This window comes from Streptomyces smyrnaeus (assembly GCF_017676345.1).
Lineage (GTDB): Bacteria > Actinomycetota > Actinomycetes > Streptomycetales > Streptomycetaceae > Streptomyces > Streptomyces smyrnaeus.
The window spans coordinates 172010-191272 of the sequence record NZ_JAFFZM010000014.1; the positions used below are offsets into that span (position 1 = coordinate 172010).

At 73.6% G+C, this 19263-nt stretch carries 21 protein-coding genes; 17 read left to right on the plus strand and 4 right to left on the minus strand.

Annotated features, from left to right (window positions below; genetic code table 11):
- Positions 1-11 precede the first annotated feature (11 nt).
- Positions 12-1094 carry a PP2C family protein-serine/threonine phosphatase gene (locus JW613_RS22915; protein ID WP_209212795.1) on the plus strand — a complete coding sequence of 361 codons (1083 nt, stop codon included), beginning with the start codon at positions 12-14 and terminating at the stop codon, positions 1092-1094.
- A gap of 71 nt (positions 1095-1165) precedes the next feature.
- Complete coding sequence (locus JW613_RS22920) at positions 1166-1753, plus strand: MarR family winged helix-turn-helix transcriptional regulator (protein ID WP_209212797.1); 588 nt, start codon at positions 1166-1168, stop codon at positions 1751-1753.
- 33 nt (positions 1754-1786) lie between these two features.
- Here the strand turns inward: JW613_RS22920 and JW613_RS22925 are convergent, their stop codons facing one another.
- Positions 1787-3493, minus strand: a complete 1707-nt coding sequence (locus JW613_RS22925) for a chloride channel protein (RefSeq protein WP_209212904.1) — start codon at positions 3491-3493, stop codon at positions 1787-1789.
- Positions 3494-3729: 236 nt separating this feature from the next.
- Between JW613_RS22925 and JW613_RS22930 the strand changes: the two genes are divergently transcribed.
- Both JW613_RS22930 and JW613_RS22935 read left to right on the plus strand, forming a co-directional pair.
- Positions 3730-4188: a hypothetical protein gene (locus JW613_RS22930; protein ID WP_209212799.1), complete on the plus strand. Its 459-nt coding sequence runs from the start codon at positions 3730-3732 to the stop codon at positions 4186-4188.
- Positions 4185-4541 carry a winged helix-turn-helix domain-containing protein gene (locus JW613_RS22935; protein WP_307866003.1) on the plus strand — a complete coding sequence of 119 codons (357 nt, stop codon included), beginning with the start codon at positions 4185-4187 and terminating at the stop codon, positions 4539-4541. Before JW613_RS22930 ends, JW613_RS22935 begins: the two co-directional genes overlap by 4 nt.
- Before the next feature lie 145 nt (positions 4542-4686).
- On the opposite strand, the gene JW613_RS22940 is transcribed toward JW613_RS22935, so the two are convergent.
- On the minus strand, positions 4687-5016 hold the full coding sequence (locus tag JW613_RS22940; protein ID WP_209212801.1) for a LysR family transcriptional regulator: 330 nt from the start codon (positions 5014-5016) through the stop codon (positions 4687-4689).
- 354 nt (positions 5017-5370) lie between these two features.
- Here JW613_RS22940 and JW613_RS22945 point away from each other — a divergent pair, with 354 nt between their 5' ends.
- From JW613_RS22945 to JW613_RS23005, 13 genes are all read left to right on the plus strand, one after another.
- Positions 5371-6408, plus strand: coding sequence for an ABC transporter ATP-binding protein (locus JW613_RS22945; protein WP_209212803.1), 1038 nt, complete (start codon positions 5371-5373; stop codon positions 6406-6408).
- Positions 6405-7520, plus strand: coding sequence for an ABC transporter permease (locus JW613_RS22950; RefSeq protein WP_209212805.1), 1116 nt, complete (start codon positions 6405-6407; stop codon positions 7518-7520). The genes JW613_RS22945 and JW613_RS22950 overlap by 4 nt, the downstream gene beginning before the upstream one ends.
- Positions 7520-8965, plus strand: a complete 1446-nt coding sequence (locus JW613_RS22955) for a YcaO-like family protein (RefSeq protein WP_209212807.1) — start codon at positions 7520-7522, stop codon at positions 8963-8965. Before JW613_RS22950 ends, JW613_RS22955 begins: the two co-directional genes overlap by 1 nt.
- A gap of 81 nt (positions 8966-9046) precedes the next feature.
- Positions 9047-9712, plus strand: coding sequence for a TOMM precursor leader peptide-binding protein (locus JW613_RS22960; protein ID WP_209212809.1), 666 nt, complete (start codon positions 9047-9049; stop codon positions 9710-9712).
- A 5-nt stretch (positions 9713-9717) separates the two neighbouring features.
- The gene (locus JW613_RS22965) at positions 9718-11442 is read left to right on the plus strand and encodes a hypothetical protein (RefSeq protein WP_209212811.1); all 1725 of its coding nucleotides are present in this window, start codon (positions 9718-9720) and stop codon (positions 11440-11442) included.
- Entirely contained in the window at positions 11439-12182 is a 744-nt protein-coding gene (locus JW613_RS22970; protein WP_209212813.1) for a nitroreductase family protein, read from the plus strand. Before JW613_RS22965 ends, JW613_RS22970 begins: the two co-directional genes overlap by 4 nt.
- A gap of 93 nt (positions 12183-12275) precedes the next feature.
- Entirely contained in the window at positions 12276-12443 is a 168-nt protein-coding gene (locus tag JW613_RS22975; protein WP_107488700.1) for a thiocillin family RiPP, read from the plus strand.
- A gap of 52 nt (positions 12444-12495) precedes the next feature.
- Complete coding sequence (locus JW613_RS22980) at positions 12496-12675, plus strand: thiocillin family RiPP (protein WP_099881052.1); 180 nt, start codon at positions 12496-12498, stop codon at positions 12673-12675.
- Between the two features lie 58 nt (positions 12676-12733).
- A complete protein-coding gene (locus tag JW613_RS22985; RefSeq protein WP_107488699.1) occupies positions 12734-12910 on the plus strand; it encodes a thiocillin family RiPP in 177 nt (58 codons plus the stop codon).
- A 52-nt stretch (positions 12911-12962) separates the two neighbouring features.
- A complete protein-coding gene (locus tag JW613_RS22990; protein ID WP_107488698.1) occupies positions 12963-13136 on the plus strand; it encodes a thiocillin family RiPP in 174 nt (57 codons plus the stop codon).
- A 202-nt stretch (positions 13137-13338) separates the two neighbouring features.
- Positions 13339-14448, plus strand: a complete 1110-nt coding sequence (locus tag JW613_RS22995; RefSeq protein ID WP_209212815.1) for a PqqD family peptide modification chaperone — start codon at positions 13339-13341, stop codon at positions 14446-14448.
- Positions 14445-17039 (plus strand): hypothetical protein, encoded by a 2595-nt coding sequence (locus tag JW613_RS23000; RefSeq protein ID WP_209212817.1) that lies wholly within the window; start codon positions 14445-14447, stop codon positions 17037-17039. Before JW613_RS22995 ends, JW613_RS23000 begins: the two co-directional genes overlap by 4 nt.
- A complete protein-coding gene (locus JW613_RS23005) occupies positions 17036-17944 on the plus strand; it encodes a lantibiotic dehydratase C-terminal domain-containing protein (RefSeq protein WP_209212819.1) in 909 nt (302 codons plus the stop codon). Before JW613_RS23000 ends, JW613_RS23005 begins: the two co-directional genes overlap by 4 nt.
- Positions 17945-18020: 76 nt before the next feature.
- Here JW613_RS23005 and JW613_RS23010 read toward each other — a convergent pair whose 3' ends face one another.
- Both JW613_RS23010 and JW613_RS23015 read right to left on the minus strand, forming a co-directional pair.
- The gene (locus JW613_RS23010; RefSeq protein ID WP_209212906.1) at positions 18021-18491 is read right to left on the minus strand and encodes a DUF2267 domain-containing protein; all 471 of its coding nucleotides are present in this window, start codon (positions 18489-18491) and stop codon (positions 18021-18023) included.
- A gap of 211 nt (positions 18492-18702) precedes the next feature.
- Positions 18703-19137, minus strand: coding sequence for an Hsp20/alpha crystallin family protein (locus tag JW613_RS23015; protein WP_209212821.1), 435 nt, complete (start codon positions 19135-19137; stop codon positions 18703-18705).
- Positions 19138-19263 lie beyond the last annotated feature (126 nt).

Genomic DNA, 19263 nt, shown 5'->3' on the forward strand with positions numbered 1-19263 from the left:
AAGGGAGCGCCATGGCAGAGGGACGCGAGCCGCGTACCTACATCGTGCTGGCACTGCTGCCCTTCCTGGCGATGGCGTTGGTGGCTGGCGTCGATGTGCTGGCGGGGCCCGAGGTGGGGTTCCTGCCGCTGGTCTCGCTCGGCCCCGCCTTCGCCGGACTGGTCGGCACCTGGCGGCGTACCGTCGTGGTCGGCGCGCTGGCCATGGTGCTCTGCGGTGGGCTGGGGCTCTACGACGACCTCCTCATGACGCGGCGCGGCTACACGGCTCTGGCCTCTGTCGCCGGGGTCACCGTCGCCGGCGTGGTGGCCGCCATCATGCGGGGGCGGCGCGAGGAGGAGCTGGCCAGCGTCCGGTCCATCGCGGAGGTCGCCCAACGGGTCCTGCTGCGGCCGGTGCCGCGCAGCGCGGGCCCGCTGCGGGTGGCCGTCTCCTACACCTCCGCCGTGGCCGAGGCACGCATCGGCGGCGACCTGTACGAGGTGGCCGCGGGGCCGGACCGGATACGGCTGATCGTCGGTGATGTGCAGGGCAAGGGGCTGACGGCGGTGGAGACCGCCTCCGTGGTTCTGGGCACCTTCCGGGAGGCCGCCTACGAGGAGCCGGATCTCGCCGCGCTGGGGGCCCGGCTGGAGCGCAGCGTGGCGCGTGAGCTGGAGGACGAGAGATTCGTGACGGCCATCGTCGCGGAGGTGCGGCCCAAGGAACGCACCGTCGTCTTCCTCAACCACGGCCACCCGCCGCCGATGCTCGTACGCCGCGACGGCACCGTCGAGTTCCCCCGGCCGGACACCTACGCCCTGCCGCTCGGTCTGGCCGCGCACGGCGGGGAGCCGCCCGGGCTGTTCAGCGCCGGGTTCGCCCCGGGCGACCAGCTCCTCCTCTACACCGACGGGGTGACCGAGGCCCGGAACGACGCGGGGGACTTCTACCCGCTCAAGGACAAGGGGTGGTTGCTGCGCTCCGGGGACGCCCAGGCGGCGCTGGACACGCTGCGCCAGGACGTGGACCGCTACACGGGAGGCGTCCAGGACGACGACGCCGCGATGCTCCTGGTGCGCTACCGCCCGGGGCGCGGCCCGGGACGCGACTGAGGTCCCGGGGCCTAAGAACGCCGAAGCACGCCGAAGCACGCGGAAGAAGCAGGAAGCGGTAAAAAGGGGACATGGCCGAGCGCGGAGACCCGGTGCAGGGTTTGGACGACGTGGACGCGGTCACGCGCGCCGTGCTGACCGCTTCCCGGGTGCTGGTGGCGGTGTCGGCCAGCTCGTTGGCCGAGGTGGAGGATCGGGTGACGCTGCCGCAGTTCCGGATGCTGGTGGCCCTCTCCTCGCGCGGTGCCACCAAGCTCGTCGCGCTGGCCGACCTGCTGCGGGTGGCGCCCTCGACCGCCATGCGGATGGCGGACAGGCTGATCACGGCCGGGCTCGTGGACCGGCAGACCAACCCGCACAACCGCCGGGAGACCCTGCTGACCCTCACCGACGAGGGGCGCAGCACCGTCGGGACCGTCACCTCGCGCCGCCGCCGGGAACTGGCCGCCGTCGTGGAACGGCTCGCCCCCGGCCAACGCGCCGCCCTCGTCGAGGCGTTGACGGCGTTCAACGAGGCGGGCGGCGAGCCGGCGGTGCCGCCCACGGACATCGACGTCCCGTATCCGCTCGGCTGGGCCGACCTGGCGCAACCGGCCCCGTCCACCGGGCCCACCCCACCGGCGCCGACCTCCCCGCCCACGCCCTCGGAACCGCACTGACGCCGTCGGGGGTGCCACCGGGCGGCACCGCCGTCACACCAGTGCCGACTCCTGGGCCGGGGCGGTACGGGTGTGCAGGGCCCGCAGCGCACTGCGGTGGCTCAGCCAGCCGACCGGCGCGCCCTTGTCCGCGTCCAGTACCGGCATCCCGCTGTCCACCGAGTCCGCCAGCGTGTGCAGCGCCGTGGCCAGTGGCTCGTCGGGCCTGACGGCGGGGGGCCGCCGGGCCAGGTCGCCGACCGTGGCGGGGGCGCCCTCCGGCTGTTCGGTCAGTGCCTCGGCCACCGCCCGCGTGGTGACGACCCCCGCGTACCGGCCGGCGGGGTCCAGTACCGGGAGCGCTCCGTTCCCGGACAGGCTCAGCACGTCGGCGGCCTCGGTGAGCGGGGTCGTGGTGGTCAGCGGCTCGGGCAGCGGCTCCATCACGGCGCCGACCGACTGGCCGCCCAGCGGCGCCCCCTGTGCCGGGCCGTCCAGATCGATACCGCGACGCCGCAGCTTGAGGGTGTAGATGGTGTCCCGGGACAGCAGCCGCCCGGTCGCGGTGGCCAGCGCGATCGCCAGCATCATGGACAGGATGATCGAGTACTCGCCGGTCAGCTCGAAGAGGATGACCACGGCCGTGATCGGCGCCCGGGAGGCTCCGGCGAAGACGGCGCCCATGCCCACCAGCGCGTAGGCGCCGACGGCGCCCGCCGTGCCCGGCAGCAGTTGGTGCAGCACCGCGCCGTAGGCGGCGCCCAGCATCGCGCCCATGAACAGGCTCGGTGCGAACACACCTCCGGAGCCGCCGATGCCGATGGTCACGCTGGTCGCCAGGATCTTGCCCACCAGCAGCACCAGCAGGAAGCCGACCGCGTACTCGCCCTCGGTGGCGTTCTCCAGCACCGGGTAGCCCACCCCGTACATCTGCGGCAGGGCGAGCAGCAGCAGGCCCAGCACCAGCCCGCCCGCCGCGGGCCGCAGCCACTCGGGCCCGCGCCAGGCCCAGTCGCAGGCGTCCTCGATCGCGTACAGGATGCGTGAGAATCCCACTCCCACGGCCCCGGCCAACACCCCGAGCAGGGCGAAGAGTCCGTACTGGCCCAGATGGTCGACGTGGAAGGGCGGCAGTTCCAAGAAGGCCACGTCCCCGAACGCGGCCCGGCCGATCACGCTCGCGGTGACGCTGGAGAGCACCGCGGCGCCGAACGCCTCGGCGCTGAACGTCATCAAGATCAGCTCCATGGCGAAGAACACCCCGGCCAGCGGGGCGTTGAACGTCGCCGCGATGCCGCCTGCCGCGCCGCACGCCACCAGCAGCCGCATCCGCCCCTCGCCGGCCCGCACCAGCCGGCCCAGCGTCGCGCCGAGGGCCGAGCCGACCTGCACGATCGGCCCCTCCCGGCCCACCGAGCCGCCGGAGCCGATGGTCAGCGCGGAGGCGAGCGTCTTGACGACGGCGACCTTCGGGCTGATGCGCCCGCCGCGCTGTGCCACCGCGAGCATCACCTCCGGTACGCCGTGCCCGCGTGCCTCCCTGGCGAAGCGCTGCACCAGCGGCCCGTACAGCAGCCCGCCCACGACCGGGGCCAGTACCACGAAGAAGGGGCCCAGCCAGGTCAGATGGGGATGGGCCGAGCCGGGGGCGGCGGCGTAGTCGTCGTGGCCGGACAGGAGCCGGGTGAACTGCTGGATGCACCAGCGGAACACGATCGAACCGACACCGGCTCCCGCGCCGGTGAGGACGGCCAGCAGCAGCAGTCCCCATGGCGCGGAGCGCATCCGTGCCCTCGTACCCCTGTTGCCACCTGTCCGTGCACCGACCATTCCTGCTCCTTTCTTACTTTTGCATTATGCAAAGCTTGTCAAGTACACGGACGGCGACGCGGGGCGGTGATGGCCGGGCGGGATGTTTCGGCTTGCCGTAAGGGAGGTACATGGTTGCCAGGCATCTACTTGCAAATCTGGAAAGTTGATGCCTAGTGTGAAAGCACGTGAGCGACCGACTGCACGGGAGGCAGATCATGGAGGCTGCGGAGGCACGCTCCGCGCTCGCGCGGCGGGACGCGGTGCAGCGGACCGGACGCCGGGCGCACGCCGACTGGTACGCGCGGTATCTGCTGGGGTTCCTCGGCTACACCCTGCTGCTGCTCGGCGCCGCCGCGGTGGCCGGCAGCGAACCCGCGGTGGCCGTCGCGCTCAACGCCGCCGGCGCGGTGGTCGGTGTGGCGGCGATGGGATACGCGGGCACCCGCCCCGTCGTCACCCGCGACTTCCGCCGCTTCCACCTCGTCTTCAGCCTGGGCTGGACGGGGCTGTACGTGGCGGCCGTCGTCATCGGCTCGGTCTGGAGCGGGGGCGCGCCGCTGCTGTGGTGGCCGGCTTCGCTGGCCGTGCTCGCCGGGTGGACCCTGGGCGCGGCGTTGCTGGTGCGCAGGGCGGGAGCGCGGTGAAAGGCGCACGGCACCCCCGGCACCGATTGGAGCCGCTGCTCCAGTCCCCGGTGCGGTTCTCGGTGATGGCGGCGCTGGCTTCGGCCGAGCGGCTGGAGTTCCGGTTCGTCCGGGACGCGGTCGAGATCAACGACTCGGCCCTCTCCAAGCAGTCGGCGGCACTGGAGGAGGCGGGACTGGTCGAGGTCGAGAAGGGCTATCTCGGCAAGCGGCCCCGCACCTGGCTGAAGGCCACCCCGAAGGGCCGTGAGGTCTTCCAGGAGCACTGCGCCGGTCTGCAGGCGATCGCCCGGGGACTGGCGGTCGACCCGCCGGCGGAGGTCCTCGACCGGCCGACGGGCCCGGAGGGCTGAGCCGCTGTCAGGTGCCGCTGCCGGGCACGGGGGGTAGAAGAACGGAAGGCGGGGAGCGATGCTTCGCCCATCGCTCCCCGCCTTCGTATTGCTCGCGCGTCTTTTGCGTTTTCTTGCGCGAATATCCCCGTCAATGCACGGTGAATTACGCGGTGCGGCGCACCGTATGTACTTCGCGCAGCGGCGCCGACCGGTTATCCCGTCGTCGCCTGGGACGTGAGGGTATTGCTTCGCAGTGGCAGAGCAGATCCATCCGCGAGAGAATGTCGTGCGCCACCGGAACCATGCGCCTACCCGCCTCGGTCAGGTTCATGCCCCCGGGTGTGCGCCGGAACAGAGGCTGGCGGGTGTGGACTTCGAGCTGGCGGATCTGGTCGCTGATGCTGGCGGCCGAGTAGCCCAATTCGGTGGCGGTCCTGGTCACACTGCCCGTCCGCGCGCAGGTCACGAACGCGCGAAGCATCCGATCGTTCACTGAGTCTCCCCGTGTAGCAAATCATGCAAACTCGGTGTGTAGCGGACACAAGGGCGTCCACCTGTGGTGGTGTCCGGGCGCGGGAGGTCATCCCGCGGTATCCGCCTGGTCGGACGGCTTACTATTCCCCGTAAGTCCCAGGAGACACAAGCGCACTGACGGGTAGCCGGTTCCCGCTACCGTCGAACTCCCCCCGTATGTCGCCGGGTTCCCGTATTCGGTCTCTCCGAACACCCCTTGCCGTGCGTTCCGCCCAGCGGCCAGCATTGCTCGCGATCACCGCCGACCAGTCGACCTGCCGCATAGCGCACAACGCCACGACGTAATGCGCGGGACGTGGGGATGCAGCGTCAAATGTTCACGATTCAAGAACGCCGCGAACAACCGGATTCCGAGCCCGATCACGAGGCCGCCGAAGATGGCGCCCCGCCTGCCCTCGCGGTCCGGGAACTCACCGTCCGCTATGGGGACTTCACCGCAGTGAACGATGTGGAGTTCACCGTCGGGCGCGGCGAGATCTACGGTCTGCTGGGCCGCAACGGCGCGGGCAAGACGAGCACCATCGCGGCGGTCACCGGATTGCTGCGGCCCGCCGCCGGCCGGATCGACGTCCTCGGCAGGCCGGTCGAGCCCGGCCGCCACAGCGCCGCACGGCTGGGCGGCGCGCTGGCCCTGCAGCCGCAGAAGACCAGTCTCTTCCCCCGTCTCCAGGTCGACGAGACGCTCCACATGTGGGCGTCGCTCTACCCGGATCCCCGCCCGGTGCCCGAGCTCATCGAGGAGCTGGGCCTGGCCGACAAGGCCCGCACCAGGGCCGCCAAGCTCTCCGGCGGCCAGCAGCAACGGCTTCTGCTCGCCACCGCGTTGGTCGGCAACACCCCGCTCGTCGTCCTCGACGAGCCGACCACGGGGCTCGACCCGCACGCCCGCCGCGACGCCTGGGCCGTCATCAACCGGGCCCGCGCGGGCGGCACCACCTTCCTGCTGAGCACCCACGCCATGGAGGAGGCCGAGGAGATGTGCGACCGGCTGGCCATCCTCCACAACGGCCGGCTGCGCACCTCGGGGACACCGGCACAGATCGTGCGGAGCCTCACCCACGGCAGCACGGTCACCGTCCGCTCGGCCCAGGAGGACCTGCTCGCCGCCGCCCGCGAGGAGTTCGGCGCCGACGCGGTGACGGCGCAGACCCGGGGCACCACCCGGCCGGGCACCGGCGGCGGCGTTCCGCGGTTCTCCGTGGCGACCGAGCAGCCCGAGCGCGCCGTCGCCTGGTTCGAGGAACGCGCGCCCGCAGCCGACGTACGGATTCACCGCCCGACGCTGGAGGACGCGTTCCTGGCCGCGACCGGCACCGGGGCGACCGGCCCGGACGAGGGGAGCGAGCAGTGAGCACCGTCCCGACGAGCCGCAGCCGCCCCGACACCACCGCCCGCACCCCCGTCCCCGCCTCCCCGGCCCTGCCCGCCGCCGCGCCGCCGCCGGGGCAGTTCAAGGCGCTGGCCAAGGGCATGACCAAGGAGCTGGTGCGCGATCCGATGGCGCTGTTCTTCAGCGTCGTCTTCCCGGTGCTGCTCGCCGGGCTCTTCGTCGCCATCATGCAGCTCACCTGGGCCGGCGGCCCGTACAAGATCGCGGTGGTGGGCAGCGGAACCCAGGCCGCCCAGTTGCGCGACGCGCTCGGTGACGGCTCGAAGGTCGCCGCCGTCGACTCCCCGCGCGACGCCAGGGAGGGTGTGGACGCGGTGATCGCGCCGTCCGCCGACGGCGACAGCCTGCGGGTGGTCACCGACCCCGAGAGCCCCTCGGTCGTCTCCGCGGTGCGCGACGCGCTGCCGCAGACCGGCTGGGAGGGCCGGAATCTCGACGCCGTGGGCACCGACGGCAGTCCACCGTTCGAACCGATGCCGTTCGTACTGCCCGGTGTGCTCGTCTTCGCCCTGATGTCGCTCGCCCTGAGCGCCACCGCGGGCACCCTGGTGTCGCTGCGCGCCAACGGCACCCTGCGGCTGCTGCGCACCACACCGGCCAGGCCGCAGGCCATCCTCACCTCGCTGCTGCCCGCGCGTGGCGCGCTCGGTCTGGCGCTGCTGGCCGTCGCCGGGGCGATCGCCACGGTGCTGGGGCTGCTGACGCCGCTGTCCGGGCTGACCATGCTGCTGACGACGGTGCTCGGAATGTGGCTGCTGATGTCCGTGGGCTTCCTGCTCGGCGGCACCCTGCGCTCGCCCGAGCTGACCAACGCCATCTCCGGACTGCTCACCCCCCTGCTGCTGATGGGCTCCGGAGTGCTCTTCCCGCTGGAGCTGATGCCGGACGGGCTCGCGGACGTCCTGTCCTGGAACCCCGTCGCGCTGCTGGGTGACGCGCTCAGGCACGACGTCACCGGTGGCGTCACCCGGCACGCGCAGTGGCTCGACTGGCTGCTGATCGCCGCCACCGCCGCGCTGTTGACCGTCGTGGCCGTCCGCGCCTTCCGCTGGGACACGGAGAAGAAGAGCTGATGAATCCGAATGTGACCACCACGCTTCCCGGGCCCCGGGAAGCGGCCGGCGCCGCCGCCACTGCCGCATCCGACGCGGCGGTATCCGACGCGACGCCGCCCGCCTCGTTGCGCCGGATGGGCGACCTCGTCTCGCCGTACGGCCTCGTCAGTGGCGCCGCGCGGCTTCCCGGCAGCCCCGGCGACCCCGACTTCCCCATCTTCACCGCCTCGCTCGGCGATCCGGGACATGTGCTGACCGGGCACGAGGACTGGGACCTGGGGGCCGAGCACGGCAACTTCGACGGCGCCGGCGGCGATCTGTCCCCCGAGCGGGCCGCGCTGCTGGCGGTCGCCGAATCGCTGGAGCGCTACTCCTCCTGCGCCCGGGACGCGGGCCGCACCCGCTGGGCGACGGCCGCCGAACTGGGCGACGAGGCGGTGCCGCTGGACGCCTGGCCCAAACTGTCGGCCGCCGAACTCGCGGCGGGCGGACACGGGCTGGTGGGCCCCGACCCGGAAGCGCCCATGCGGTGGGTGCGCGGCTGGTCGTTCACCCGGCGGCGGCCGGTGTGGGTGCCCGCGGTCCATGTGTGGCTGAAGAACCCGCCCGAGGCGGTGGGCGAGCGGATCAGCCACCCCGTCTCCACCGGCTGCGCCGTCCACACCGATGTGACCTCCGCGGTCGTCAACGGCCTGCTGGAGGTCGTCGAACGCGACTCCATCGCCCTGACCTGGCTGCAGCGGCTACGGCTGCCCCGGCTGACCGTCGAGATCGACGCGCTGACGCCCACCCAGCGCCGGTTCGTGGAACGTGCCGCCAACCCGTATGTACGCACCCGCTTCTACGACGCCACCACCGATCTGGGCATCCCGGTGATCTACGGTGTGCAGCTCGCGGACCACGATCCCCAGCTGGCCCAGGTCGTCGCCGCCACCTGCGAGCCCGACCCCGGCGACGCGATCGCCAAGCTCCACCGCGAAGCCGCGTCCCTGCGGATCGCACTGCGGCACCACATCACCAACTCGGCAGGCCGGGAGCGGTCGGCCGCCGCGCCGGGCGAGGGCGGGGAGCAGCTGGTCGATGTCGTCGGCGGTGCGGCGCAGGCCGGGCCCCTGGCGGCCCGCGACCGCTTCTCGTTCCTGCTGGAGGGCGAGCGGGAGGAACGGCCGCTGTCCGCGCTGCCCCGCCCCGCCGCCACCGACCCGCGCACCGTCCTGGACTGGCTGCTGGAGCGACTGCACGCCCGGGGCTGCGAGGTCGTCGCGGTCGACCTGACCACCGACGAGGCCCGCCAGGTGGGCGCCACCGTCGTCCGGGTGGCGGTGCCTCAGCTGATGCCCCTCTCCTTCGTGCACCGGGCCCGCTATCTGGGCCACCCGCGGCTGTACGAAGCACCGCGCGCCATGGGCCACCCGGTGCTGGACGAGGACGAGATCACCCAGCTCCCGCAGCCGTTCGCCTGACCCCGCCGTCCCCCTCACCGGCGCGCACGCGCCGTACGCGCCACCGGCGCACCGCCACCACACCACCGGGCAGGAGAAGCGATGCACACCGGAACGACCGGTCCCCGCAGACCGCTGTTTCTCGCGGCGGGGTCCTTCGGGCACGCCGTCACCGAGCGACTGGCCAAGGCGTACGCCGGCGCCGTCGTCATGGGCGTCGACGAGGGCAGCCACCCCAGCTTCTGGCCGGTCGGCGACCTGCTGGTGCTGGTCACCGACCACCCCAGGCAGACGCTGGCCGAGGCGGTGGAGTCCTCGGCCTACGCCTGGGGCGTGCCCTGGTTCCCGATCGAGCTGGAGCCCACCGAGCTGCGCTGCGGCCCGGCGGTACGGCCCGGCGACGGCGCCTGCCACCGCTGCTTCACCCGGCGCCGCGCCCAGCACGACCGCTCGCCCGTCCCGCGCGCGGCCGGCACCGACCCGAAGCGGGTCACCGGCTACGCACCGCACCACGTCGGCATGGCCGTCGCGCTGGCCCGCGCCGCCGTGCACGACCTCTTCGACGGGCAGCGCGACCGGGAGCAGGAGCGCGACGAGGCGGAGCGCCCCGCACGGGTGCGTTCGGTCAATCTCGCCGACGGCAGGACGGCCCGCAACCACGTCGTCGCCGTCGACCAGTGCCCCCGCTGCCGTCCCGCACGTGGCGGCGAGGACACCTCGTGGCGGACCTTCGAGCGGCTGACGGCCGCCGCACCGGTGGGGAGCTGAAACATATGCCGAACGGGGACGTACTGACTGCCGAGCAGACCGGAGCGGCCGCGCTGCGCGACCCCCAGTTGTCCGTACCGGCGCTGCCCCGGCTGCGCCGCGGCCTGGCGGTCCAGCCGGTCAGCGAGGGCCTGGTCGTCGAAGGGCTGCCCGCGCCGCAGGTCTTCCGCGGCAAGGCCGCCACCGCGCTGCTGCCCCGGCTGCTGCCGCTGCTGGACGGCACCAAGGACTGCGCGGCGCTCGCCGAGGAGCTGGGCATCGCGCCGCGCGCCGTCTTCAAAGCCCTCTCACTGCTGTGGATGTGCGGCGTCATCGAGGACACCCCGTCGCCCGGGAGCGAGCAGTCCGCCGCCGGGGACGCGCTCGCCGCCGAACTCGCCGACCACCTCTCCCGGATGGGCGACTCCACCGGGGCCAACAGCTGCTGGGAGCAGGGCGCGCTGCGGCTCACCACGGCGCGGGTGGCCCTCTTCGGCACCGGGCCGACGGCCACCGCGCTGGCCGAGGAGCTGGGGCCGTCCGCGCCGGTGGTCCGGGTGACCGGTACCGACGGCGTACCGCCCGAGGGCACCACGCTGGCCGTTGCCGCCGCGCTGCCGGCGGCCGAGCTGTCCGCCGTCGCCGCCGCCTGCCGGGAACGGAACCTTCCCCTGGTGCGGGTGGCCGTCTTCGCCGGCCGGGCCCGGCTGGGGCCGTTCGTCCACCCGGACTGCACCCCGTGCCTGGACTGCCTGCTGGCCGAGGAGGCGGACACCGAGGAGGCCCCCGGAACGCCGGAGGCCGACGAGGAGGCCGCCGCGCTCACCGCGGCCCTGGCCGCGCACGATCTGTTCGGTTTCCTCTCGCGCTCCGTCCCCTCGCCGTACCCCAACCAGTGGCGCACCGTCGCGCTGGACGATCTCAAACAGCGGCGGCACAGCGGCGCCACCCGCCCCGGCTGCCCCAGCTGTTCCGCTGCCCGGCCCGCGGGCCCGGCGCCGGAGGCGACCGCGGTCACCGAAGACCCCCGGCCCGCCCCGCTGGCCGCGCGCTACGAGGCGTTCATCGGCTTCCCGCCGCACGAGTACATGGACCCCAAGGGCCACCAGCAGCACTACAAGCCCTCCAACCTGGCCCTCCAGCGCCAGGAGAAGACCTGGCCGGTCTGCCCCCGGGTCGAGCTGCCGGACCCGGACACCGCACGCCTGGCCGGCCGGCCGTACGGACACGAGGAAGCCGGCCCGGAGGCGGCCGTCGACGCCCACGTCGACGCGCAGACCCTCTCGCTGGTCCTGGCCACCACCGCGGGCATCCGCGTGGGCGACCCCGACTTCCTGCGCCGCTGGACACCCAGCGGCGGCAACATCGGCTCCGTCCTCGCGCATCTGGCCGTGCGCGACGCGGCGGGGCTGGAGCCCGGCCTGTACGGCTACGTACCCGGCGAGCACCGGCTGGCCCTGCTGGCGCCCGGCACCGCCGCGCTCGCCGGAGTGCCCGGGAGCGGCCCGGCCACGCTGGTGCTGACCGGCAACCTCGGCAAGGTCGCCAAGAAGTACCACTCCTTCGCCCTGCGGGTGACGCTGCTGGACGCCGGCTGCGCGCAGGCCACCTTGCGCCGCGTCTGCCGCACCCTCGGTCTGCCCAGAACCCCGGTGCGGCGCTGGGACGAGCGGGCGGTCACCGGGGCGCTCGGTGTCGACCCGCGCGTCGAGCCCGTCACCGCCGTCATCGACCTCGGGAGGCCGCTGTGATCGCCCCGGACGACCTCGCCCTCCAGCTCGTCGACTCCTTCGCGGACGCGCCCGCGCAGCCGCGCACCGAGGCCGCGCCGTTGCGCGCGGCCCCGCCCGCACCGCTGGGCCCCGAAACACCGGTGGGCACCGGCCGGGACCAGGACACCGGCGCCGGCCGGCTGGACCTGCTCGCCACCCTGCGGGCCCGCCGCGCCAACCGCGTCTGGTCGCCCGAACCGCTGGCAGCGCCGCTGCTCGCCGACATCATCGCCGAGGGAGTCGAGGCGGACGCGGAGGAGTGGCCGGACGAACAGCCGTACACCCCGCTGGAGATCACCGTCGTCGCCTTCCGGGTGGCCGGCCTGGCGCCCGCCGTGCACCGCTTCGACCGGCTCGCCCGCACCGCGCGCCCGGTGATGGAGCTGCCGCCGCCCGAGCGGCGCCACACCCTCACCCTGCAGGCCGAGTTCGCGGACGCGCCGGTGATCGTCTCCGTCGCCGTGGACCTGCGGACGGCCGAGGCACGCGACGGGGGCCACGGCTACCGGACGCTGCTGACCCGTGCCGGCGCGGCCGTCCACACCATGTGGCTGGCCGGGGTCTCCCACGGGCTGACCGGTTCGGCCTTCGCCGGGTTCATCCCCGCCTCCGTCCGTACGCCGCTGCGCTCCGACGGCACCAGCAGGCAGCAGGTGTTCGCCCTCGCACTCGGCCACCCGCCCGCGGCCCCGCCGGGCGGCGGACCCGCCGCCCCCTGATCGTCCGACGGCGCGCCCCGGGCCGGCCACGACCCCCGGCGCGCGCCGTCGGATGCGCCCCATCCATATCGAGCGACGAAAGGAAGTGATCCCGTGGAAGACGTCATCGACCTGTACGCCGTGGCCGAGGACGAGCTGGCACTGGAGGAGCTGCCCGAGGGCAACGCCCTGGCGAGCTTCTCCACCTCCACCAGCGCCAGCACCGCCTCCTGCCCGGCGACCAGCGCGTCCAGCGCCTCCAGCGTCTCCAGCTACGGCTGAGCGGCGCCCAGCACAGGAACCGACAGGAAAACTGACAGGAAGAGGTACCTCCATGGAGCCCATGGACCACCTGGAACTCGACCTCTACATCGAGGATCAGGACCTCGCCGTGGAGGAGCTGCCGGACGGCAACGCACCGGGCGGCTGCTTCGCCTGCGCGGGTTCGGCCTCCACGGCGTCCTGCCCCGGCTCGTCGGCGGCGACCGTCGGCAGCGCCTCCTGCATCGGCTGACAGCCGGCACCCGGCACGGCCACCACTTCGGCCCCGACTCGCAGAAGGGAGATGAGACATGCACAACAGCGACGACCTCGATCTGTTCGTCGAAGCGTTCGACGACGACCTGGCGGTCGAGGAGCTGAGCGAGGGCACCGCGCTGAGCACCTGGGGCAGCGCCACCACGGCCGGTTCCGCCTCCTGCCCGTGGAGCACGGCCTCGTCCTCGTCGTCCGCCTCCAGCTTCGGCTGACCGGCGCGAGGACATCCACCCCTACCGATGAACAAGGAGGGAGGTGACACGCATGGACACCAACAGCGTCGACCTCGAACTGTGGGCCGAGGACCTGGAGATGGAGGCACTGCCCGAGTCGGACAGCCCCTTCACCACCTTCGGCTGCGCCGCCACCGCGGGCTGCGGCAGCTGCCCCGCCGCCTGCCTGGGCACGGCGGGCTGCTTCTCCTCCAACGGCAACTGAGCGACGGAACGCACCGTTCCACACAGCTCGACAGCGGCCTGGTGACACGCGAACACCGGACCGCGCCGTGAGGTGAGACCCCGGTTCCGGAGCGGGCGAAGCGCCCCGGAACCGGGTGCTCGCGGACGCGACCCGCGAGCACGCTCAGGCTACGACGCGGCCCGCGCGCCGAACCGCCACCAGGTGCACCAGGGAGTTGTGCATGGAGACCCTCACCCGACCGAAGCTCCGCGAGGGCCTGGAAGTCATCCGCGGGATGGACGACCACCCGCTGCTGTACGACGCGTCCTCCGGTATCTACCACCGGCTCAGCCGGTCGGCCGCCGGCCTCGTCCAGCGGCTCGACGGCTCCCGGTCGCTCGACGACATCGCCGGACTGATGGCGGCGCGCGGCACCAAGACCCCCGAGGCGGCCCGCACCGAGCTGGACCGCTTCGTGAAGAACCTGTACGACAGCGGCCTGCTGGACGGCTCGCCCACCCCGCAACGGGCCCGGGACGCGGGGCGGCGCGGCAAACGCAACCAGATGATGCCGCGCTTCGTCGTCAGCCGCACACTGCTGCCCCGGCTGCTGGAACCGCTCGCGGCAGTGCTGCGCAAGATGCCCGGCGGCGCGCTGGCGGGCGGCCATATCGCGGGCGGCGTGGCGGGTACCGTCCTCGCCGTATGGGCGCTGCTGGCCGGGCCCTCCGCCGACCCGAAGCTCGCACACTGGACGACGCTGCTGGCGCTGGTGCTCTTCCTCGGCCAGATCGTGCTGCACGAGGCGGCGCACGCGATGGTCGCCCAGTTCCTGAAGGTGCCCGTGCGGGGCTTCGGGTTCGCACTGCTCTTCTACTTCATGCCGCTGGCCTACGTCGACCGCACCGACGCCTACCGACTGCGCTCCCGGGCCAGCAGAGTCGTCCTGGCGCTGGCCGGGCCGGTCAACGACGGCTGGATAGCCGGACTCACCGCGCTGGTCGCCACCACGGTGGACGGCACCGTGGCGACCGTGGCCGCGACGATGCTGGTCTTCCAGCTCCTGAGCGTCATCACCAACCTCAACCCGCTGCTGCCCAGCGACGGTTACGCCGCGCTGGAGGCCGGCATGGGCACCGTCGACGCCCGCGGCCGCGCCTTCGGCCTGCTCAAACACACACTGCTGCGCCGCCCGCTGCCCTCCCACCTGGCGGCCCTGACACCCGCCGCGCGCAGACTGCACCTGGCCTACGGAGCACTGTGCACGCTGTATGTGCTGGTGCTGGCGTATGTGGCGGTGGTGGGCACGGTCTTCTCCTACGGCAGCGTCCAGGGGATGTGGGGCCGGTGACCACCCCTTCCGCCGATCGCCTCCGGGCGCGGTCGGGCGTCCCCGAGCTGACCCGTGTCGCCGGGCTGCCCGCCGCTTGCTGCCCGCTTCCCGGTGCCCGTACCGCCGAACTCCTGGACCGGCACGCCGAGCTGAGCGGTGCCCTTGAGGAGCTTCGGCCCCAGGTGGAGGACGTTCTCTACGCCTTGGTGCCGCTGCTGGACGACGCGCGCGAGCTGCGCCGCGCCGTCCTGGCCGCGCGCCGCGCCGCACACCGCGCCGCCCCGCCGGGCTGGGACGAGCAGACCGGGGCGCGGGTGGGGGAGTACGCCGACCAGGAGGCGCGCGCCACCCTGCGCCGCTGGCAGGAGCTGACCGCCGCCGCGCAGGCAGTGGCCGCTGAGTTGGACAAGGAGGTCGCACGGGACCGCGCGGCTGCCGAGGAGACCCTGACCGCCGCGCTGGAAGACCCCGGCTTCGCCCACTCCCTGGCGCTGGCCACCCCCGACTGGGTGCGCTACGGCAGCGCCCGCAGGACCCGCAAGCGGCAGCGCGCGATGCGGACGCTGTACTCCTACACCGTCCGCGCCGCCGCCAAGACCAGCCCCTTCGCCCGGTTGACGACGGTCGGCGCACCGGGCCGGGACCACTGCGGGGAGGCGGTGCAGCAGGTGTCGGCCACCGTCGCCTTCACCGCCCTCCACGCCCTGGCACGCTCCCCGTACACGGCGCCCCTGCTCCGCTACCGCCCGGCAGCCGTCCGCCCGGCAGCCGTCCGCCCGGCAGCCGTCCGCCCGGCCGGATCCGGCGAGGAGGCGGCGGAAGAGGACGTGCGCGAGCTGATGCTCCACCCCGAGTACGTCGCCACCGGCGGCGTCACCTGGCGCATCGACCACGTGGGGGAGGCGGGACTGGCGGCGCACTGGGCCCGTCGGCTGGCCGACTGCTGCGACGAGGACGACGGCACGCTCCGTCACGAGGCGGCGCTGCGCGCGCTCGGCGGCACGGACCCCTTCCGCCGCTTCCTGCGGATGCTCGACAGCGGTGTACTGGCCCCGGTGGCTCCCTGGCGGCGCGGCGAGGACCCGGTGTCGGTCCTGCTGGGGCTGACGGCCGGCGCGGGGAGCGACGGCCCGGCCGTCGTGGGGCAGCTGCGCGAACTGGCCGCCGAACAGGCGCGCATGGCCCGGCCCGCGCGGGCCGGGGACGACGGGCCGCGGCGGCGGGCCGAAGCCGTCACGCGCGTGCGCGAGCTGGCGCGGGACTGGGCGCGGGAGGCCGGCTGGGACCGGTTCGAGCCGACCGAGGTCTGGTACGAGGACGCGGTCACCGATCTGCGGCTGCCGCCCGTGCTGGAGGACGAGGACACCGCGGCCGACCTGCGCCGCCTGGGGGCCGAGATCCGCCCCCGGCTGTTCCGTTCGCACCTGTACGACGAACTGGTGCGCCGGTTCGTTGCCACCTACGGCAAGGGCGGCAGCTGCACGGACGTGCTCGGGTTCGCCATGCGCTGCGGGGCCGAGACCGACCGCGACCCGGAACTGGAGCGCGCCGCGCAGCTCGACCTCGCCGCACGGGAGGACCCAGGGGAGCGGGCCTGGCTCCCGGTGGGCCCGAGCAGTGCGCCTCCGGCGGCGGCGGTGCTCTTCCAGCGGATCGAAGGCGGCCGGGACGAGCGGGGGGAGGGCGGCCCCCGGATGGTCGTCAACCAGTTCAACCCCGGCACCGGCGGTCTGCTCACCCGCTTCAAGGGGCTGCTGGGCGGCGGTTTCGCGGACGCGCTCCGTACCCATGTGCGCCGCTGCTGGCCGCACGCCGTGCACCACCACGAAATGGTGCTGTGGACCGAGTGCAGCACCGCGCAGGCCCAGTCCTCCGGGCTGCTGCCCCCGCTGACCGTCCCCGGGGAGCTCGACGCACCCGGCGCCCTCCCGCTGAGCGCCACCCGGCTGGTCCACGACCCGCGCCAGGACACCCTCACCCTGCTGGCCCCGGACGGGCAGCCGCTGGCCGCCGCCTACACCGGGCTGGTGCCCACGCATCTGTTCCCCAAGTTCGCCCGGTTCCTCGCGGTGCTGGCCGACCCGTGGGTCAACGGTTCGCCGCTGTCGGACTACCGCATGCCCTTCCAACTGCCCCGCGAGCCCGAGCGGGTGGTCGCGCTGGGCAGGCGGACGCTGGGCGGCGAGGGCCGGGTGGTGACCCGGCGGGCCTCATGGATCGTGCCCGTGCACCGGCTCCCGCTTCCCGTGGCCGGGTCCGGCAGCGATGCGGAGGCCGTGGCGGCAGCCGACGCGTTCCGCCGTGCACACGGCATGCCGCGTGAGGTGTTCGCCTATCTGCTGCCCGCGGCCGGGGGCGGGATGAGCCCGGACCACGACCGCAAGCCGCTGTGGATCCGGCTGGACTCGGCCGTCTCGCTGGACGTCCTGGCCCACTGGATCACCCCGAGCACCGGCCATGTACGCCTCGTCGAGGCGCTGCCCGCGCACGATCAGCACCCGCAGCGCGACCGCGACGGCGAACGGCGCGCCACCGAGCACGCCGTACTGCTGCACTGGGCCGGTACCGAGGCCGGCCCGTCCGGCACGGACCGAGAGGGGGAGCGGTGACCGCGACGCCTGCCCGCAGCGCAGCGGCTCGTCAGCAGGACACCGAGGAGCCGTGGGACTGGTGGTACGTACGGGCCTATCCGGGCGGCCCCGCCCGGATGGACGCGGCCGTGGTCGCGGCGCTGCCGTGGCTGGCCGCGCGCGCGGCCGAACTGGCGGCTCCCGCCTGGCACTTCCTGCGCTACTGGGACGCGACCGGCCACCATCTGCGGCTGCGCATCCGCTGCACACCCGAGCAGGCCGACACGCTGCACGCCCGTACGCCGGAGCTGCGGGCGCTGATGGCCGCCCTGCCCGAGCAGTCCCCGGAGCCGGACGGCGGCGGCCTGCTGCCCGCCGAGCCCACCATGGCCCCCCGGCACCAGCCCACCGGGGTGAGCCCGGCCCCCTACGCGCCCGAACAGGCCAAATACGGCGGCGCGGCGGGCATCCGGTCGGCCGAGGAGGTCTTCACCGACTGCTGCGCGATGCTGGCCGAGACGGAACTGGTGGCCCTCCCCGCCGGCTACGAACGTGCCGCGGCCGCCGTCGATCTCACCGGCATGCTGGTGGACTCCTGCCTGGCACCGGGCGAGCGGGACGCCTTCTGGACGGCGCACCGGCGCCGCTGGCTGGCCCGGCTGCGGATGGTCCTCCCGGCCGACGAGGCACGGGACCGGCTGCGCACCCTGGCGTGGGAGGTACGGCAGGCGCCGTGGCCGCGCGAGCCGGTACGCGGCAGGCTGGCGGCACATGTCGCGGTGGTGGCGGGGGCCCTGGACCGCTGTGCGGCCTCGCACGTCCCCGTCCCCCGCGCCGAACTGCTGCTGCACCACCTCCATATGACCTTCAACCGGCTGGGCTTCCCACCGGCGGAGGAGGCGGCGCTGGTGCTGGCCGCCCGCGCGCTGACGGCGCGGGAGTGACCGGGCCCCGGCGCCGCCCGGTCCGGCACCCTTCGGCCGGGGCCGGGGCCGGGGCCGGGCGTGCGGGCCGCGGTCTTCAGGCGGCCTGTGCGGGCTGCGGCGTCCGGGCGGTGGGGGAGACGGTGGGCCGGGTGAGCTCGGCGCGCCCGAACAACAGCGCGTACCCGGGCGGGAGTCGGTCGATGATGCGGCTGATCAGATCCTCACCCGCGAGCCTGGCGACCAGCGCGAGGACGGTGCCGGTGTCCCAGCGGGTGGTGGCAGCGGTACCGCCGGTCCGGGAGGCGAGGTCCTTCACGAACTCCCAGCCGGTCAGCTGAGCGGACTCGGGGATCTGTGCGGTCAGGACGCGCGCTGCCTCCGTCGGGAGGACGGCGGCGAGGTCGACGCGTTCCTCGCCGGTCAGGCGCCGTCCGAGGGCGGAGAGGACGGCGTGTATGACGGCCTCGGCTCGTTCACGGGTGGGGTAGGCGCCGTCGTACCGCACGCGTTCGACCAGTTGGTCGTACGTCATGCCTTCCGTGACGGGGCCGGCCTGGGGCTTCATATGCGTCAGTGACACGTTTCGATCTCCGGTTGTGGTCGAGGGACGGGCGCTCCTTGCGAGGACCGCTGCGGTCCTGGGGGCGCCCGCCCCGTGGGCTTTCTCCCGTACGGCGGAGGCGTGCGTGACGGAGGGCGGGACCGGGCGGCTCCCGTCCTCCGCCCCTCCTGTGCCGCCCTGCGCCGTGCTGCCGCGGGTGTGCCGCCGCGCGGGCTCAGCTGCTGATCTGCTTGCGGTCGGCCCCGTTGCCGACGGTGATCTTGCGGGCCTTGGCGCGTTCGCTGACGGGAATGCGGACGGTCAGTACGCCCGCCTCGTAGTCGGCCCTGATGTTGTCGGTGTCCAGCGTGTCGGCCAGCACGACCTGGCGGGAGAAGACGCCCAGCGGCCGCTCGGCGAGCTCCATGTGCACCTCGTCGCTCCCGGCGACGGGGCGGCGCTCCGCCTTGACGGTGAGCATGTTGCGTTCGACGTCGATGTCGATGGCGTCCGGGGAGACACCCGGCAGGTCGAGGGCGAGCACGTAGTCGTCGCCGTCCCGGTAGGCGTCCATCGGCATGGCGGACGGCCGGGACCAGGTGCCGCCCGTGCCCAGGAACTGCTGGGCGATGCGGTCGAGCTCGCGGAAGGGGTCGGTGCGCATCAACATTACGAAACACCTCCGATGAGCTTGGGCAGTATCTGTGTCTGCCAATGCGCTGCACCTGTCATTCCTTGTACCATGTCATCCGAACGATGACAAGCGTGGTTGTCGCCCTATGGACGACATTGCGAG

Coding starts and splice junctions, on each gene's coding strand:
- JW613_RS22920 (WP_209212797.1), top strand. CDS start 1,166: ATGGCCGAGCGCGGAGACCCGGTGCAGGGTTTGGACGACGTGGACGCG.
- JW613_RS22980 (WP_099881052.1), top strand. CDS start 12,496: ATGGAGCCCATGGACCACCTGGAACTCGACCTCTACATCGAGGATCAG.
- JW613_RS22945 (WP_209212803.1), top strand. CDS start 5,371: ATGTTCACGATTCAAGAACGCCGCGAACAACCGGATTCCGAGCCCGAT.
- JW613_RS22960 (WP_209212809.1), top strand. CDS start 9,047: ATGCACACCGGAACGACCGGTCCCCGCAGACCGCTGTTTCTCGCGGCG.
- JW613_RS22990 (WP_107488698.1), top strand. CDS start 12,963: ATGGACACCAACAGCGTCGACCTCGAACTGTGGGCCGAGGACCTGGAG.
- JW613_RS22915 (WP_209212795.1), top strand. CDS start 12: ATGGCAGAGGGACGCGAGCCGCGTACCTACATCGTGCTGGCACTGCTG.
- JW613_RS23010 (WP_209212906.1), bottom strand. CDS start 18,491: ATGAAGCCCCAGGCCGGCCCCGTCACGGAAGGCATGACGTACGACCAA.
- JW613_RS22995 (WP_209212815.1), top strand. CDS start 13,339: ATGGAGACCCTCACCCGACCGAAGCTCCGCGAGGGCCTGGAAGTCATC.
- JW613_RS22955 (WP_209212807.1), top strand. CDS start 7,520: ATGAATCCGAATGTGACCACCACGCTTCCCGGGCCCCGGGAAGCGGCC.
- JW613_RS22965 (WP_209212811.1), top strand. CDS start 9,718: ATGCCGAACGGGGACGTACTGACTGCCGAGCAGACCGGAGCGGCCGCG.
- JW613_RS22985 (WP_107488699.1), top strand. CDS start 12,734: ATGCACAACAGCGACGACCTCGATCTGTTCGTCGAAGCGTTCGACGAC.
- JW613_RS23015 (WP_209212821.1), bottom strand. CDS start 19,137: ATGTTGATGCGCACCGACCCCTTCCGCGAGCTCGACCGCATCGCCCAG.